The organism is Vicinamibacterales bacterium (assembly GCA_036496585.1).
GTDB lineage: Bacteria > Acidobacteriota > Vicinamibacteria > Vicinamibacterales > 2-12-FULL-66-21 > JAICSD01.
On record DASXLB010000054.1, the window covers coordinates 1 to 14424 of the forward strand.

Annotated in this window: 12 protein-coding genes; 5 read left to right on the forward strand and 7 right to left on the reverse strand. The window is 65.7% G+C overall.

What is annotated here, in order from left to right:
• From VGI12_16750 to VGI12_16760, 3 genes are all read right to left on the reverse strand, one after another.
• Positions 1-642, reverse strand: a 642-nt coding sequence (locus VGI12_16750) for a hypothetical protein (protein HEY2434326.1), incomplete at its 3' end; no start/stop codon positions are given.
• A gap of 99 nt (positions 643-741) precedes the next feature.
• The gene (locus VGI12_16755; GenBank protein HEY2434327.1) at positions 742-1725 is read right to left on the reverse strand and encodes a DUF1080 domain-containing protein; all 984 of its coding nucleotides are present in this window, start codon (positions 1723-1725) and stop codon (positions 742-744) included.
• Positions 1726-1744: 19 nt separating this feature from the next.
• Positions 1745-2836, reverse strand: coding sequence for an alpha/beta hydrolase-fold protein (locus tag VGI12_16760; protein ID HEY2434328.1), 1092 nt, complete (start codon positions 2834-2836; stop codon positions 1745-1747).
• A gap of 710 nt (positions 2837-3546) precedes the next feature.
• Between VGI12_16760 and VGI12_16765 the strand changes: the two genes are divergently transcribed.
• The 5 genes from VGI12_16765 (at position 3547) to VGI12_16785 (ending at position 9657) form a co-directional block, all read left to right on the forward strand.
• Complete coding sequence (locus tag VGI12_16765) at positions 3547-4677, forward strand: tetratricopeptide repeat protein (GenBank protein ID HEY2434329.1); 1131 nt, start codon at positions 3547-3549, stop codon at positions 4675-4677.
• A complete protein-coding gene (locus VGI12_16770; protein HEY2434330.1) occupies positions 4674-5732 on the forward strand; it encodes a HEAT repeat domain-containing protein in 1059 nt (352 codons plus the stop codon). Before VGI12_16765 ends, VGI12_16770 begins: the two co-directional genes overlap by 4 nt.
• Positions 5726-7126 carry a glycosyltransferase gene (locus VGI12_16775; GenBank protein ID HEY2434331.1) on the forward strand — a complete coding sequence of 467 codons (1401 nt, stop codon included), beginning with the start codon at positions 5726-5728 and terminating at the stop codon, positions 7124-7126. The genes VGI12_16770 and VGI12_16775 overlap by 7 nt, the downstream gene beginning before the upstream one ends.
• A gap of 317 nt (positions 7127-7443) precedes the next feature.
• Complete coding sequence (locus tag VGI12_16780) at positions 7444-8214, forward strand: hypothetical protein (protein HEY2434332.1); 771 nt, start codon at positions 7444-7446, stop codon at positions 8212-8214.
• Positions 8215-8274: 60 nt separating this feature from the next.
• Positions 8275-9657, forward strand: coding sequence for an FAD-containing oxidoreductase (locus tag VGI12_16785; GenBank protein ID HEY2434333.1), 1383 nt, complete (start codon positions 8275-8277; stop codon positions 9655-9657).
• A gap of 213 nt (positions 9658-9870) precedes the next feature.
• Here VGI12_16785 and VGI12_16790 read toward each other — a convergent pair whose 3' ends face one another.
• The 4 genes from VGI12_16790 to VGI12_16805 form a co-directional block, all read right to left on the reverse strand.
• Entirely contained in the window at positions 9871-10527 is a 657-nt protein-coding gene (locus VGI12_16790; protein ID HEY2434334.1) for an ROK family protein, read from the reverse strand.
• Entirely contained in the window at positions 10524-11900 is a 1377-nt protein-coding gene (gene zwf, locus VGI12_16795; protein HEY2434335.1) for a glucose-6-phosphate dehydrogenase, read from the reverse strand. Before zwf ends, VGI12_16790 begins: the two co-directional genes overlap by 4 nt.
• 4 nt (positions 11901-11904) lie before the next feature.
• Positions 11905-12915: a decarboxylating 6-phosphogluconate dehydrogenase gene (gene gnd / locus VGI12_16800; protein ID HEY2434336.1), complete on the reverse strand. Its 1011-nt coding sequence runs from the start codon at positions 12913-12915 to the stop codon at positions 11905-11907.
• A gap of 29 nt (positions 12916-12944) precedes the next feature.
• A partial coding sequence (locus VGI12_16805) for a bifunctional transaldolase/phosoglucose isomerase (GenBank protein HEY2434337.1) occupies positions 12945-14424 on the reverse strand: 1480 nt, incomplete at its 5' end.

Here is a 14424-nt window from a genome sequence, read left to right on the forward strand (position 1 = left end):
CCAGCCGAGCTCGTAGTCGTTGGCGCCATGCAGCAGGTACACCACCGGATATTTCTTGTTGCTGGCGCTGTAGTCGGGCGGCGTGTACACCACCACACGGCGGGCCACCTTCGTCAGCTGATTAAGGTACTGGTGCTCGATCAGGTTGCCATGTGGCACGTCGCGGAACATCATGAAGTCCGCTTCTTTCCCCGGCAGCGCGACGACGCTCTTGTAGACGCCCGACGCAGGACGAACGAAGGTGTTCTGCGGATCGGGCATCGTCAATCCGTCCACCTCGAACCAGTATTGGTAGTAGCTGGGCGCGAGCTTCGGCGTCGTGAACGACCAGACGCCATTGGCGTCTTTGGTCATATCGAAACCGGCGGAGCCGTTGACCGGGGTGTCGCCAAGCTTGGGCATGTCGGTATACACACGCACCTTCTTGGCATTGGGTGCCGGCAGTCGGAAGGTGATGGTGTTGTCCGCATTCACTTCGGGGGAGCGGACATTGGTGACCACGCTCGCCTCGACCCCAGGCCCGCGCCCGCGGCCGGTGGGGCCGTTGCCTCCCGGAGGATTGTTGTTGATCTGGGCTTGGACGGAAGCGGCCACAAGCGTTGCGAGCGCCGTTGCCGGAAGAACGCGAAGGATTCGGTTCATAGTGTCTTCGTTATTCCAGCCGCGCGGCCGCGAGACCGGCTCGCGCGGAACGTATAGGACAGGTTGCGCGACACAGCATATAGAAGCCGGGTCCTCCTGTCAGATCGCCTTCACTTCAATCCGTCTGAACCAGATCTCCGCGTATTCGATCTCGATCGCGATCTTCCCGCGCGTGAGCGGGATGAACTGCCCGGGATTCTGCGGATCGGGCTGCTGAAGCCGCGTCGCGACATTCACGGTGCGGCCGTTGACGATGTGCGCCGCGCGATCGCCCTGCCAGATGACCTCGATCGTATTCCACTGATCCAGCAGCTCGAAGTTGCCATCCTTGATGAAGCGTCCGCTGGTCGGTTCCAGGGGCGGCGCTGCACTTCGCCCCGCGGCCGGACCGGCAGAGGCAGCGGCTCCTTGTGCACCGCCGGCTCCTTGTGCACTGCCGGGTGCCGTCGCAGCTCCGGCAGCCGGCGCTCCGCCGGCACGAGCGGCCCCCGCGCCGCGGAAACCGGGATCCCCCGGCTGCGGCCATCCCGTCAGCGGATTGATGCCCTCGCCGAACAGGCCGGCGTTGTGATTGCTTTGCACCCCGCGTACGCCGCCGAGCAGAAAGAAATCCCCGACATCGCCTTCTTCGATCTGGCACTCGACGCAGGAAGGCCACACGCGATCGGGCCCGACGAGCCCGTACAGCAACCCGTTGTCGCGCTTGGGCGTATAGCGCGGCGCGTGCCTCTTCACGCCCCACTTGTATTCGACGCGAATGCGGACGTTGGCGAATTCCTGATTGGTGGCGAGATACCCGCCCTCCGCGGGGAACTTCCCTTCTTCGTTGCCCATGATGTGGAGCATTTCCTCCTCCATCAGGATCATGCGCTGCTCCTCGGCGACGCCCTTGCCCGACCGCTGGAGCATCGTGTACCACCCGCTCAGATCGCGGCCGTTCAGCAGTGACACCCATCCGTCCGCACCGGCCGCGGGCAGACGGGGCGGCGCCGGATCGATCACCTGCGGCGATTGGGCTCGGGTCAGGATTGCGGGAGCCATCGCCAATGCCGTGCCGGCCTTGATGAATTCGCGTCGGTTCATCTCTCCTCCCCACGACTGCTTACTGGCGTTTCCACACCCATTCCATCGCTTCTTCAAGCGTCTGGCGCTCCACGCCGCGTTCGACATGACCGGCATCTTGGGCCCAGACGTACTGATACGCGTACCCTTTCGCCTTCAGTGCTTCGGCCATCCGATTGTTGGCGAGCGGCCAATTGCGGTACGTATCCTCCGCCGACTGAAAGCCGTTGTCACGCGACCCCACTTCGAGCCAGATGCGAAGCGGCTTCTTGGCCGTATTCGGAATGAGCGTTTCATGATAGCCCCACGCGCCGCGTGGGAACTCCCCATTGTGCTGGATGTTCACGAACGTCCCTGAGTAGCTGATGACGCGGTGGTACCAGTCGGGGTGGAACCACGCCATCGCGAGCGCCGCGGCCGACCCGGAACTCTGTCCGATGACCCCGCGCAGCTCCGGATCCTTCGTGAACGTCACGTGTGCGGTCTTCTCGGCGAGCGGCAGCACTTCCCGTTCGATGAACTCGGCGTACTTCCCTGACACCGTGTCGTATTCGAGGCTGCGTTCGCTCGGCCGGAAATCGCCGCCATTGGCTATGAAGACGCCGGCCATCATCGGCAGACGTTTCTGGGCGATGAGGTTGTCCATCACGACGATCAGCTGCGACTGGATCACGGCCTCCGCGCGGCCGTCATGGTCGATCATCAGCGGCAAGATGGTGCCGGGAACATAGCCCGCCGGAACATAGACCCAGACGTTGCGTGTATACGGGCCGGCGACGCCAGGAAACATCTGCGTCTCTTCCGACCGCATCGTGAACATCGTCACGGTCCCCCTCGGGACGTTCTCGGGCGTCGTCATGGCGGGGACGTCCGCCCATGTCGACGTCGACGCGATCGTGAAATTGCCGGTTCCCTCGAGTGGCGGATGTTTCTCCACGGCCGCCGCATCGGCAGGTGGGCTGACGATGAGCGCAGGAGGCGTTTGGGGATCGCGAGAGCCGGGCGCAGCGGCCGCCGGTGCACTCGTCGCCGTCGCCTGGGCCGCGAGCGTGCCCGCCGCGAGCGAGCCGAGAACCACGACGGCGCCAAGAATCCCGAGAGCGGTCGAGCTGCCGGCAACTACTTTGAGCATGTTTCTCATCTCCAGCGGAAATTCGCCCAGGGAATCAACGCCTCCAGTGTCCAGCCGGTATCGGTGTCGGTGCGTTCGTTCAGCGTGCCGTCAGCCTGCTGCCCGGCGAGTCCGCCATTCGGATCACTTGCGGCGATTTCGCTGAGCTCCCGCTCACGTTCGCAACGACATCCCGTCATCTTAGGCCGGTAAGCGATGACTTGCCTCAGCGAACCAGGCCGGAGCGCAGGGGGGATTCCCCTGCTCCAGCCACATCCGACCGCGCTCGAAATCCACAATCGCTAGAGAGGGAATGGCGATACAGCGCGCAGTACGACCGAAGCGCGCGAACTCTCTCGCTCGCTACTGCACGCACATAGTGTTGCCGATGCGAGAGGCGCCCGGCCGCGGTTGACCGAAATGCATGGTGTCCGGCAAGCTTGTCGAAAGCGACCGAGGGTCGTATCGTAGAGCGCGTTCGAGCCTCCGCCGTGTTTGGTCGGCGTCAGCTGCAGAGGATTACACCACATGGCCGAGGCTGCTCGCCAGCTCGACGTTGCCAATGACGAGCGGTCGTCGCCATCGTTGCCGACCAGGACCCCGTGCTCGATCTCCTCTGTGGAGAGCAACTTCCGAAAATAGGTTGAGGTGCCCAGATCCTCCTGCAACTAATTGCGGCACTGACGATCCTCAGCGGACTTCAATTGCCGGCGTCCGAGCGAAGCCGCGCTGTGGATCTCGCCCGCGCTGGGAGGGACGCCGACGCGCTGGCGCTCTTCGAGCGTATTGTCGACGCCGATCCGGCCGACGTCGAGGCGCGGTTGTGGATGGCGCGGCTCGCGCTCCGTCTCGGTCGCGCCGCGGAGGCTGATGCCGGCTTTCGGGCGGTGCTGCGCGAACATCCCGCGGATGTCGACGCAAAGATCGGCCTGGGGATGGTGTTGACGCGGACGGGCGCCTGGCAGGACGCGCTCGCGATCCTCCGCGAGGCGGAGCCGGGCGCCGGCGAGAACGCCGATCTTTTCGCCGCTCTCGCCCGCGCCTATCGCCGCGGCGGCGACAATCGCCACGCGCTGGAGTACTTCCGCCGCGCACGGCGCCTCTCGCCGGACGACCCCGACATCGCTTCAGGATTCGAAGCGGTCGCGCGAAACTACGGTCACTGGATCGCGCTCGAAGGTTTCGGTCAGGGCGGCGCCCCTGGGGCCAGCCAGGGATCCGGAGCCGTCACGGTCGACGTGCGCGTCGCGCCGCGACTGCATCTCGATGCAAGTGCAAGGCTGCAGAACGGCGACGGGTACTCGGATGCCGTCGGCGGCGGCGGATTCCTCTGGCAGGCGGCGCGCGACACGACGGCGGCGCTTCACGTGCTCGGCGGGTCCGCTAACATTGCGCTGCCGACAAGCGATGTCTCCGCCGAAGTGACGCACTACGCGGGCGCCGTCGAAGTCGGCGGCGGCTTCCGCCGCCTGTCGTTTGTCGGCGCCGACGTTGCCGCTGTCTCAGCGGTGTTTGCGTGGAATACGAACGATCGCTGGCGGACCGACACGCGCTACACCTATTCCCGATCCTCATTCGACGAGACCGGCCAGTCGACCGGCGACCATTCGGTGCTCGTGCGCGAGACCTGGCAGAGCTGGCGGCGCGCCGCTGTCCAAGGGGCCTATGCGTACGGGATCGAGAGTTTCGAGGACCTGACCGCCGACCGCCTTGGCTCGCTCGGCGCGACGACGGTCGCCGCCGGTCTCCGGATCGACGTCCCGTGGCTCACGCGCATCACCACGACGTGGGAGCGCCAGTGGAGGTCGAACGACACGAGGATCAATCGCGTCACCGTGTCCGTTGTGCAGTCCATCCCATGATCGATCTGCTCTTCGATTTCGAAAGCTTCACCCTCTGGCTCGTGTGGGCCGCTCTGGGCCTCGCCGTGTCGATGACGTTCGCTGTGATCTGGGGCCGGATCGTTTTCGCGTGGCACGAGGTCGAGCGTCGTCGCGTCGAGCGCCAATACGGACCGCTCGTCCGCCGCGCGCTCGACGGGGACGAACCCGCGCTGAGAGCGCTCGTGCGGAGTCTGCCGCGCTACCGCCTCCCGATCGCCAGGCTGCTCATCATCCCGCTGGTCCACGATCGCGATCCCGCGCGCATCGCCGCCACGCGCAGCATCGCCGACGCGATGTCGGTGGTGCCGATCGCGGATCGCTTTCTGCGGAGTCCCTGGTGGTGGCGCCGAACGGTCGCGCTGCATGTCCTGGGACTGCTACAGCAGAAGGACCGTACCGCGAAGATCGTCGCGGCGCTCGACGATCGGAACTCTGACGTGCGCGGCGCTGCCCTTGATGCGCTGGCCGACATGCAGGACCCGGCAACGCTTCCCGCCATCGTCGTGCGCTTCCAGGACGCCTCGCTGCAGCGCGGCCGTCGCGCTGCGGCTCTCGCGGCGTTCGGATCGCAATGCGAGCCATTCCTGCTGGAGTTATCGCAACTCGACCCTGAGCACCGCGGCAACTACGCCCGTGCGCTGACGATTTGCGGCACCGAGCGGTCGCGGCCCGCGTTGCGCCAGTGGACCGACGACCCTCGCGTGGACGTGCGCGAGGCGGCGTTCGAAGCGCTCGCGCACGTGGGGCTCGATGAGGCGGCCGCAGCTCGCGCCATCACGGCGCTCGAGAACCGCGAGTCATCGGTCCGGGCCCGCGCCGCCAGCGCGCTCTACGGCTGGACCGGGAACGGCGACGCCGCCTCGCACCTCGCCCGCCATCTCGACGATGCGTGGGCCGTGGCAGTGCCGGCGGCACGTTCGCTACTGTCGATGCGCGAGGCCGGCCGGCTCGAGCTGCAGGCGTGCGCGCGTCGCTCCGATCTCGCGGGTGCGCTTGCTCGTCAGATGCTCTGGGAAGCGCGCGTCCAGTGCTGAGTCTCGTCCCTGTCATCCTCGCGTTTTCGCTGCTCGTCACCGCGTATTTCGTGTTGTGGAACGGGTCGCAGTGCGTGCTGGGGTCGGTGGCCGCGTTGCACGTGTGGCGTTACCATCGGCGGCGAAACCCGCGCGCTCGCGCGCTCGCCGCACACCTGACCTCGCCGCCGCTCATCTCCGTGATCGCCCCGGCGTTCAACGAGGCGCTGACGGTCGCCGACAGTGTGCGCGCGCTACTCGCGCTCGACTACGAAGCGTGCGAAATCGTCGTCGTCAACGACGGATCGTCAGACGAGACGCTGGCGATTCTGCAGCGGACGTTTCACCTCGTGCCCGCGCCGCTCGCCTTTGAGCAGCCGCTGAAGACGGCGCCGGTCCGCGGCGTCTACAGATCGGTTGACGAGGCTAGGCTCATGGTCATCGACAAGCAGAACGGCGGATGCAAGGCCGACGCGGCGAACGCGGGGATCAACGCCGCATCTGGCGTCGCGGTCCTCGTCGTCGATACCGACACAATGCTCGAGCCCGACGCGCTGACCCGGGCGTCGTTGCCGTTTCTCGAAGATCCAGACACCGTCGCGGTCGGTGCGTATGTCGGAATCGCCAACGGGTGCCGTATCGCGAATGGGCGGGTGTTCGACGTGGCCATGCCCCGCAACTGGCTGGCGCGGTTTCAGATCGTCGAATACATGCGAAGTTTCCTCCTGTTCCGGATCGCGTGCGCCTCGCACAACGGCGTCACGTTGATCTCAGGCGCATTTGGATTGTTCCGCCGCGATGCCGTGATTGAGGTCGGCGGCTACGACCGCACCGCGATTGGCGAAGACATGGACCTGACGATTCGCCTGCAGCAGTTTTTTCGCGCGAAGCGGCGGCCGATCCGGATTGCCTTCGATCCGTATCCGATGTGCTGGACGCAGGTCCCTGAAGATCTCCCGTCCCTGCGCGCTCAGCGGTGCCGCTGGCGCCGCGGACTGCTGCAGGTGCTCTGGCGCCACCGCCGCGCCATCGGCAATCCGCGGCTCGGCTTCGTCGGATTGGGCGTGCTTCCGTACACCACGTTTTTCGAGGGGCTCGGACCGCTGATCGAATTCGCGGGCTACGCCGTGACGACGATCGCGGCGCTCCTCGGGTTTCTCAACTGGCACCACTATCGCGTAATGCTCGCCGCCTCTATTCTTTTCGGAGCCGCCGCGACGCTGCTGGCGGTGCTCCTGAGCGACATCGCCTCGCGGCGGTACATGCGAGGCCGCGACTTCGCGCTCCTCCTGACGATCGCTCTGCTCGAAAACATCGGCTATCGCCAGTTGAACTCCTGGTGGGGATGTGTCGGGACCATCCAGGCGATGACCGGCAAGGGTGGGTGGGGACCGATGACTCGGCGCGCCTTCTGAAGCGGTCGCCCATCATGGGCGCCCGTCGTATCTCGCGTCTGCCTCTGCGACGGCCAAGAACGCCGCTCTCCCTCACAACGCCGGTCCAGGTAGATACGGTCGAGATCCCTATCGAGCCCGATTGATACGTACGATACGCTCGCCAGGCTGCAGCCGCATTTGTGGAGCGTCACGTGGGGGCGCGGACGCGGTAATCGATCTCGTCGGACGCTGGCTGTCACATCCGGTTCCCGGGGCCACGGCTGCAGCCGGAGAATGTCTGAGGCAACCCGTTCCGTCGAGCGCCGGGCGTCGTTACCTTCTGATGGAGGGCAATTGTGATGCGTCTCATCTCCCTCGTAATCGGCGCAGTGTTGGTGTCGGCCGGTGTTTCGCACGGGCAGCCGGGCGACAAGGCCATGACGGTGTTCGTGACGGCCGCGCCGCTCGCGGACGTTACGAAGGTGGACAAGGAAACCGAGACGCGGCTCCTCGCGGCCATCAAAGACGCGCAGACCAAACGTAAGGATCTCGAGAACAGCCTGAAAGCGAAGCACGGCAAGAAGCGTGATGCCTGGCCGCAGGAGGCGCAGGACGCCATGTTCGATGCCGACGAGGCGGTCGCACTGGCCCAGGCCGACTATTCCTACCGCAAGGTCAAGTCGGAAGGTCTCACCGACTCCGCAGATGACATCCGCAAGGCGATCCTTGGCCAGGGCATGTCGGGCGAGAAGAACGGGATCCGGGTGGTTTCGAGCGCCGAGGAGGCGCAGCTGATCGTCGAGGTCAACGGCCGTCGATCGTCCTCCAGCGGCACGGGCGGCCTGATGGCCCTCCACGACGACCAGTTCTACATCAGCTTCCTGCTGAAGGCCGGCCCAAAACTCCCGGCTGAGCGCTTCGCGCGCGTCCCGCGCACGTATCGCCTCCGCGGCATGGGCGCGACGGTGTACCGTCTCGCTGTCCCGAAGCCCGACGCGCCCTGGTGGCGCTTCGAGGCCTACGGGACCATGAAATGGGGCAGCGCGGCGAACGGGGCGTCGAAGCTCGTCGAGGACTTCATCGCGAAGAACTACGACGCGATGATGGCGCCGGCCGCGAGCCGGTAGGCCGCCGCGATCTCCGTAGCTTGAACGGTTACACGCCAGATTGGCGCGGAGCGCATTGGGATGAGTCGCAGCTACGACGCAATTATCATCGGCACCGGCCAGGCCGGCCCGCCTCTGGCCAGGCGTCTGTCAGACGCCGGCATGTCGGTCGCCATCGTTGAGCGGCATCTGTTCGGCGGCACGTGCGTGAACACCGGCTGCATTCCAACGAAGGCCATGGTGGCCAGCGCGTACATCGCTCATGCCGCGCGGCGCGCACGTGATTTTGGTGTGGCCATCGACGGCGACATCCGCGTCGACATGAGGAGCGTGAAGGCCAGGAAGGATGGGATCGTTGAACGATCTCGAGCAGGAGTCGATAAGCTGCTGCGCACGCTGCCGAACTGTGAGATCCATACCGGACACGCCCGATTCGAATCGGCCCGCGAAGTCGCGGTAGGGGGCCAGGTCCTGAAGTCCGATCGCCTCTTCATTAATGTTGGCGGACGCGCGGCCGTGCCGCCGATGCCGGGATTGGACCGAGTGCCGTTCCTGACAAACAGTTCGATGATGACCCTCGACACGCTGCCGCGTCATCTTCTCGTCGTCGGCGGCAGCTATATCGGCCTGGAATTCGGGCAAATGTTCCGGCGGTTCGGATCCGAAGTTACCATCATCGAAATGGCACCGCGTCTCATTCAGCGCGAAGACGCGGAGATCTCGACTGCCGTTCAGGAGATCCTCGTCAACGAAGGGATCGCGCTTCGTTTGAACGCTCGATGCCTCCGCGTCGGCGGAGACGCAGGCTCAGTCGTCGCGAATGTCGACTGCGAGGAAGGCAGTCCGTCGATCGAGGGCTCACATTTGCTCTTGGCGGTCGGCCGCCAGCCGAACACCGACGATCTGGGACTCGAAGCTGCGGGCGTCTCGCGGGACGACCGCGGATACATCGTCGTAAACGATCAGTTGGAAACCAACGTCCCGGGCATCTGGGCGCTGGGTGACTGCAATGGCCGAGGGGCGTTTACCCATACGGCGTACAACGACTTCGAGATCGTCTCGTCCAATTTGCTTGATGGAACTCATCGCCGGGTCTCCGATCGACTTACGGCGTACGCGCTCTTCATCGATCCACCGCTCGGCCGCGTCGGTTTGACGGAAACCGAGGCACGGCGGCAAGGAAACCCCATCCTGGTCGCGAGACGCCCAATGACCAAAGTTGGACGTGCGATTGAAAAAGGCGAGACCAACGGGCTGATGAAGATCGTCGTTGACGCTCAGTCAAAGCGGATTCTCGGTGCTGCCATATTGGGGACAGGAGGGGATGAAGTCATCCATTGCGTGCTCGATACGATGTACGCGAAGGCGCCGTATTCCCTCATTCAACAAGCGATGCACATCCACCCGACCGTGTCCGAGCTCATTCCAACGCTTCTTGAAGGACTCGCGCCGCCCGCGACGTGAGGGTTTCATGATTGTCGTCACGGGGGGCACCGCCATCGCGGCGGCGCGCGCCGCCGGCGTAAGGCATGTCGTGAAGGTATCGGCGTTCGCCGCCTCGGATCACTCGCGGGCCCCGATCGGCCGGTGGCACTACCTCGACGTCAGTCGATACGATGGCCTTTTACGACGGATCTCTGAGCCCGAGGCGATTCAGGCAAACCCTGTGCGGCGTCGTTAGCGAGCGTCCCACAGCCGCAGGCCGCCGCGGATCGCGCACTGGTTATCGCTGACGCGGACGCCGGGCGGCAGCGTCTTGAGCTTCTTCGTCTGTCCACCGCCAAGCACCACGGAGTCGGCCTGCAGGCCGGCCTTCAGCAGCGCGACGACCTTGTGGACGTGCTCCGTCCACTTCCGGCGTCCCAGGCGGGCGAGTCCGCGGACGCCGAGATAGTCTTCGTAGGTGCGACCGGCGCGGTACGGCAGGTGCGCGAGCTCGAGCGGCGCCAAATGCCCGTCCACGACCAGCGCCGATCCGAGGCCGGTGCCAAGCCCGAGAAACAGCGTGCATCCGCCGGCGTGCGCGCCGAGCGCCTGCATCGCGGCATCGTTGACGATCTTCACCGGCACGCCAAACGCTTTTCCGTAGTCGAAGCGCATCCAGCCGCCGCCGAGGTTGTGCGGCTCGTGTGCCGGCTTGCCGTGTTTGACGGCGCCCGGGTAGCCGATCGACACCGCGTCGTACTTCCAGCCCACGGTCGCCTTGCGTACGGCCGCGGCCATGCGCGACGCCGTCATCGTCTGGCCGGACGGGATCTTCAGCGCCGTCTTGCGCCCCGCCGTGCCGACTTTGACGTTCGTCCCTCCGACGTCGATCACGAGGACGCTCCTCATTGCGGTGTGTTCCAGCCGCCAATCTCGGCGACCAGCCGGTCGGCCTGCGGCGGTCCCCACGAACCCGGCACATACTCGAACAACTGACCCGGATCGGCGATCAGCGGATCGACGATCGCCCACGCGGCTTCGACGACGTCCTGCCGCGCGAAGAGGGTGGCATCGCCGGCGAGCGCGTCACCGAGCAGCCGCTCGTAATCGCCCAGGATCATTTCAGCCGGCTGCTCGACGACCGACAGCTCGACGTCGCGACCGACCATCGTCTCGCCCGGCCGCTTGGCGCGGGCGCCGATCGCGATCGCCACCTGCGGGTTGAGACGGAAGCGGACGTAGTTGCCGATCCTCGGCGTCGGTTCCGCGAACACGGTCTGCGGCGGCACCTTCAGTTCGACCATGACCTCGGTGGTCGTCATCGCGAGGGACTTGCCCGCCCGCACGTAAAACGGGACGCCCGCCCAGCGCCACGAGTCGATGTCGAGGCGGAGCGCCGCGTAGGTAGCGACCGGCGAGTCTTTCGCCACGCCGGGTTCGTCGCGATAGCCGCGGAACTGCCCGCGCGTGATGTTCTGCGCGTTCATCGGCCGAATGGTGCGCAGCACCTTGGCCTGCTCGTCTCGAATCGCCTCCGGATACGTCGACGAGGGTGCTTCCATCGCGAGATAGCTGACGATTTGAAACAGATGGTTCTGGACGACGTCGCGGATGACGCCCGTCTCGTCGTAAAACTTGCCGCGCCCCTTCACGCCGAAGTCCTCGGCCATCGTGATCTGCACGTTCTCGACGAAATGACGATTCCAGAACGGCTCGAGAAACGCGTTCGCGAAGCGGAAGTACAGGATGTTCTGCACCGCCTCTTTTCCGAGGTAGTGATCGATCCGGAAGATCGCCGACTCGGGGAAGTGTTCGTGGAGCACGGCGTTGAGCTCCTGCGCCGAGGCGAGGTCGCGGCCGAACGGCTTTTCGACGATGACCCTGGCGTTGGCGGTGCAGCCGGCCTGCGCGAGCTGCCCGACGACGGTGCGGAACATGCTCGGCGGGATGGCGAGATAGTGCGCCGGCCGGATGCATCCCTTCAGCTCCACGCACAGCTTCGCGAAGATGGCGGGGTCGTTGTAGTCGCCGTCGATGTAGCGGAGCTGCGACAGCAGCTTCGGGAAGCCCACCGGATCCTCGCCGCCGCCGTTCTCCTTCACCGACGCGCGGGCGCGCTCCACGAGCTGATCGAGCGTCCATCCCGACTTGGCCACGCCGACGACCGGGCAATCGAGCTTGCCGCGCCGCGCCAGGGCCTGGAGGGCGGGGAAGATCTTCTTGTAAGCGAGGTCGCCGCTGGCGCCGAAGAAGACGAACGCGTCCGAGTGTGGCCTCTCCATACCGCTACTTCTTCTCGACGTGGCCGCCGAAACCGAACCGCATCGCCGACAGCACTTTGTTCTGGAAGAGATCCAGATTGCGCGACGCGAAGCGCTCGAAGAGGGCGGCCGTCAGGACGAATGCGGGGACGCCTTCGTCGTTCGCCGCTGCCACCGTCCAGCGGCCCTCGCCCGAGTCCGACACGACGCCGCCGAACTTGTCGAGCTCCCGATCCCCGGCGAACGCCTGCGCCGTGAGATCGAGCAGCCACGAGCTGACCACGCTGCCGCGGCGCCACAACTCGGTGACGTCGGCCAGATTCAAGTCGTACTGGTAGTGCTCGGGATTGCGCAGCGGCGTCGTCTCCGCGTCTTTTTCATGGGAGCGCTTGCCGATATCGGCGTTTTTCAGGATGTTCAGCCCTTCGGCGTAGGCGGCCATCAGGCCGTACTCGATGCCGTTGTGGACCATCTTGACGAAATGCCCGGCGCCCGCCGGTCCGCAGTGCAGATAGCCGTGCTCAGCGGTTCCGCCGAGCGCCTCGCGGCCAGGCGTGCGCGGAATGTCTCCTGGCCCCGGCGACAGGGTCTTGAAGATCGGATCCAGCCGCTTCACAACGTCCGCTTCGCCGCCGATCATCAGGCAGTAGCCGCGCTCGAGCCCCCAGACGCCGCCACTCGTGCCCATGTCGACGTAGTGGATGCCTTTGGGCTGGAGCCGCGTCGCCCGCGCGATGTCGTCGTGGTAGTGGGAATTGCCGCCGTCGATCAGCACATCGTCTTTGCCCAGATGCGGCACCAGCCTCTCGATCAGCGAATCGACGAACGCCGCCGGAATCATCATGCAGATGACACGAGGCGTCGAGAGCTTGTTGACGAAGTCCTCGAGCGACGTGGAGCCCGTCGCGCCATCCTTCGCCAGGCCGGCGACCGCGTCCGCCGAGACGTCCTGGACGACACAGGTGTGCCCGTCGTGCATCAGGCGGCGCACCATGTTCGCGCCCATCCGACCGAGACCAATCATTCCGAGCTGCATGCCGATACCTCTGCTGAAACGATGTCGTTCTACGCCAACGCCTTTTCGATCGCGGCCTCGAGCGTCCCGAGGCCGGCGGCGACGTCCGGTCCGAGATGCACTCGCAGCGCCCGCCGGTTGCGCTCCGCGAGCACCTGAAAATCGCCGCGCGCCTGCGCCGCCTTGACGAGACCGAACGTGTACTTCTGCCCAGGCACTTGCAGATCCTTGCCGTCGTCGCAGGTCACCTGCAGGAAGACGCCGCTGTTGGGCCCTCCCTTGTAACCCTGACCAGTGGAGTGCAGGAAGCGGGGCCCGAATCCGAGACAGGTCGCGACGTGTCTGGCGTCGCGCACGCGATGACGCGCGCGTTGCAGAGCGGCGTCGTGCGCCGCGCTCATCTCGACGTAGGCGAGCAGCGCGAAGTAGTCCCGCTTGGCGAGACGGCCCAGGTGCGCCTTCAGCATCGATACCAGCGACGGCGAGGCCCCGGCGGCGCTCTTGAGCGCGTCCGCGTTTTTCGCGTCGGCGAACAGCTTGATGCCGTCGGCCTCGAAGAACGGCGCCTCGGACGGCAGCTGCCCGGTCTTTTCGTACTCGCTGGTCAGCGACTTCGTCGCGATCTTGCTGGCCTCGACGTCCGGTTGATTGAAGGGGTTGATGCCGATCACCGCGCCGGCGATCGCCGTCGCGATCTCCCACCGCATGTACTCCTCGGCGATGTCGTACTTCGTCGCGACACGAATCGTGACGACGGGCCTGCCGGCCTGCTCGAGGGCCGCGACGGCCGCATCCTGGGCGGCGTCGGGGGCGTCTTCGAGACGGAGATAGGCGAAGACGCGATCGTCGCCGTACACCGCCGGAGCGCCGAGGGACTCGCGATCGACGGGAATGATGCCCTTACCCTGCTTGCCCGTGGACTCGGCGATGAGCTGCTCGAGCCAGGCGCCGAGATCGTGAATGCCCGGCGACGCGATCAGCGTCAGCTTGTCGAGACCCTGTGTGGCCGCCACACCGAGGATCGTGCCGAGCACGAGGCCGGGATTCTCGTCCGCCGGGACGCCGGGCGCGCAGGCGTGAAGCATGCGCTCGGCTTCGTCGAGCAGTTTCTCGACGTCGAGTCCCATGACGGCGGCGGGCACCATGCCGAAATTCGAGAGCGCCGAGTAGCGGCCGCCGATGCTCTTCACGCCCGCAAAGATGTGGCGGAAGCCGTCGGATCGCGCTTCCTTTTCGAGATTCGATCCGGGATCGGTGACGGCGATGAATCGCCGGGCCGCGTTGGCCGCACCGACGGCCTGTGTCGCTCGCTCGAAGAAGTACGCCTTGAAGATGTTCGGCTCGAGCGTGGACCCCGATTTGCTCGACACGATGAACAGCGTGCGCGCCAGGTCGACTTTGGCCTCGAGCGAACGAATCTGAGCCGGGTCGGTCGAGTCCAGCACGAAAAGCTCCGGGGACCCGGCGATCCTGCCGAACGTTTTCTTCCACACTTCGGGGCACAGGCTGGACCCGCCCATCCCGAGGAGC

Coding starts and splice junctions, on each gene's coding strand:
- gnd (HEY2434336.1), bottom strand. CDS start 12,915: ATGCAGCTCGGAATGATTGGTCTCGGTCGGATGGGCGCGAACATGGTG.
- VGI12_16785 (HEY2434333.1), top strand. CDS start 8,275: ATGAGTCGCAGCTACGACGCAATTATCATCGGCACCGGCCAGGCCGGC.
- VGI12_16755 (HEY2434327.1), bottom strand. CDS start 1,725: ATGAACCGACGCGAATTCATCAAGGCCGGCACGGCATTGGCGATGGCT.
- zwf (HEY2434335.1), bottom strand. CDS start 11,900: ATGGAGAGGCCACACTCGGACGCGTTCGTCTTCTTCGGCGCCAGCGGC.
- VGI12_16790 (HEY2434334.1), bottom strand. CDS start 10,527: ATGAGGAGCGTCCTCGTGATCGACGTCGGAGGGACGAACGTCAAAGTC.
- VGI12_16760 (HEY2434328.1), bottom strand. CDS start 2,836: ATGCTCAAAGTAGTTGCCGGCAGCTCGACCGCTCTCGGGATTCTTGGC.
- VGI12_16770 (HEY2434330.1), top strand. CDS start 4,674: ATGATCGATCTGCTCTTCGATTTCGAAAGCTTCACCCTCTGGCTCGTG.